This window comes from uncultured Tateyamaria sp. (assembly GCF_947504105.1).
Lineage (GTDB): Bacteria > Pseudomonadota > Alphaproteobacteria > Rhodobacterales > Rhodobacteraceae > Tateyamaria.
Window position 1 is genome coordinate 1 of the sequence record NZ_CANNGP010000113.1, and the last position, 2,465, is coordinate 2,465.

General features: G+C 61.5%; 2 protein-coding genes. One reads left to right on the forward strand and one right to left on the reverse strand.

Annotated elements, in window-relative coordinates; translation table 11 throughout:
* Nucleotides 1-1,279 (forward strand): plasmid replication protein RepC (repC, locus tag Q1A75_RS23680; protein ID WP_299641495.1); only part of this gene is annotated, 1,279 nt, incomplete at its 5' end.
* Nucleotides 1,280-1,287: 8 nt separating this feature from the next.
* Here repC and Q1A75_RS23685 read toward each other — a convergent pair.
* The gene (locus tag Q1A75_RS23685; protein ID WP_299553818.1) at nucleotides 1,288-2,400 is read right to left on the reverse strand and encodes a tyrosine-type recombinase/integrase; all 1,113 of its coding nucleotides are present in this window, start codon (nucleotides 2,398-2,400) and stop codon (nucleotides 1,288-1,290) included.
* Between the last annotated feature and the right edge of the window lie 65 nt (nucleotides 2,401-2,465).

The following is a 2,465-nucleotide window of genomic DNA, read 5'->3' on the forward strand; positions in this document are numbered from 1 at the left end:
CGGTTGGCGCAAGCCAACGCCGGGTCTTGGCGTCGCTGAACAGCACGCGCAAGCCGGCGAACGGGTTTTTGTACCCAAGACCAAGGCATTCGTTGCGGTAAAGCGCGTGGGTGCGCATATCGGGTTGAAGGCCAGCGATCAGATGCTTCTGGACACGCTGGGGGCGTTCACACAGGCCCAGGACTGGGAAGAGGGGCAGAGACCGATTGTCTGGGCCTCCAACGCCTATCTCATGGAGCAGACGGGGTTCTCGTTGTCGGCGCTCAAGCGCCATGCCAGGCGCCTTGCCGAGGCGGGTGTGATCGCCTTCAAGGACAGCCCCAACGGCAAGAGATGGGGACGTAGGGACGCCGATGGCGTGATTGTCGAGGCCTACGGCTTTGATTTGTCGCCGATGGCCGCCCGAGTGGAGGAGTTCGAAGAACTTTATCATGTTCTGAAGGCCGAGCGGACGCTCTGCCAGCATCTCAAGCGTCAGATTACGGTGGCCCGGCGCATGATCCGTGCGCGGATCGAAGCGGCCCTGCAAAGCGCCCTGAGCGGATCCTGGACCCAGTATCTTGACCTCTTCGAGGGGCTCCTGGCGCGCCTTCCGCGCTCAAATGCGACGCCCGAGATGCTGGAACGCGTTCTGGGGTGGTTTGCAGGTCTTCAGACGCGTGTCGAGCGGGCCTATCTTGAGGCTGTTGGGACGGACGAAGTTGTGGAAGAGTTGGTTGAAGTTGGCGCCGTCTCTGCAGATGAAGCTCAAGAAATGGACCCCAAGCGGGTCATTTTCGAACCTCATATACAAATTACAAAACAACTCGATCCTGTAATCAGTAACTCCTCAGAAAATGAGGAAGCGGCGGGCGTGGCGCGGAACGGTGTACCGGCTGAGCTTGTTGAAAAGTCGGCAGAGGAAAGGCGGGGGAGTGAGCCAGGTCAAATCCCCCGTGGTGTTGCGATAGAGGTTCCAACAGTGATGCAGGCCTGTCCGGAATTCGCATCCTGGGCCCGCAATCTGGGCGGATACCTACAGGATTGGGGTGATGTCTACCGCGTGGCCGGACAACTCAGGCCAATGATCGGGATTTCCGAGCATGCCTGGCTTGCGGCGCAGGATCAAATGGGCAAACAGCGTGCGGCGGCGGCGTTGGCATTGGTATTCGACAAGCACACATCTGGCGAGGTTGGATCGCCGGGCGGATATCTGCGGGGCATGGTTGAAAAAGCCGGGGCAGGGGAGCTGCACCTGGAGCGCAGTTTCTACGGTCGATTGAACGAACAAGCGGCGTGATGGCCCGGTCAGAGCCCTGCAGCCTTGGTGAGGTTGACGCGGAACCGGTCGCGACGGCGCTGGTAGCGGCGGGTCATCTCGGCGGAGGCGTGCCCAAGGTGTTTCTGGACGTGGCGTTCGTCAACCTCGGCGCTGGAGGCGAGACCGGCGCGCAGGGAGTGGCCGGAGAAAAGGGCGAGGCGTTCGGCCTCAGGCAGCTCTGCGCGGATGCCGCTTTTCAGAACTGTGGCCTTGATCAGCCGGGCAACATGTTTGTCATTGAGTCGGGTGTCGAGCGCACGTTTGCCGTCCCGCGAGGTCCGGACAAAGACCGGTCCGAAGTCGATCCTGGCAAAATGCAGCCACTGTTCGAGGGCATGCACGGGGCAGGTTTGGTCGGAAGAGCCGCGCCCGATCTCGACCTCGCGCCAGCCGGTCTTGGCGTTGAGCGTCAGCACAGCGCCTGCCTCGAGGATCTCGAGCCAACCGCTGCTGTCAGGTGTGTCGTCTTGGCCGACGTCCAGACCAACGATTTCGGAACGGCGCAGACCACCGGCATACCCGATCAGCAGGATCGCCCGGTCGCGCAGGCCCCGCAGATCGTGGGACAGGCAAGCCACCAGGGCAAGGATGTCCTCGGGCAGGATCGCTTCCTTTTGCGCCGGCGGACGTGCGTGTTTGCGTTTGATGCCGGCCAGGATCGCGGCAATGTGTCGGTCTTTCCGATCGAGGGAAAACCCGCGCTGTGTGATGGTCCAGGCGAGGCCGGACAGGCGGCGTTCGATTGTCGAGACGGACAGGCCGGGGCCTTCGGGGGATGCGAGGTCAGCAAGGTAGAGACCGACAAGCTGTGGGGAAGGGGGCAAGGGCTCCGATCCGCGCAACCTGCACCACCGGGCGAAATGCCTCCAGTCGGCCTTGTAGGCTTTCAGAGTATTCTCGGAAGCTGCATTGCTGGCATAATCCCGCGCGGTTTCGACCAGACGATCAAGTGTGCCGGAACCGGCGACATGCGAGGGGAGGGTGATCGACCCGTCACTGGGCAGGAACCTCTCGTCCTGTTCGGTTCCAACGGCGTCATCGGTGGGCGCCGAGGTCGGTGTGTCAGCCTCTGGGGGCTGGTTTTCAGGTGTTTTGGCCATGTTTCGCAACCTATCCCAAACATGTCCGATAAGGCAAACTTATTGGACATAGTGGAGAGGTATAA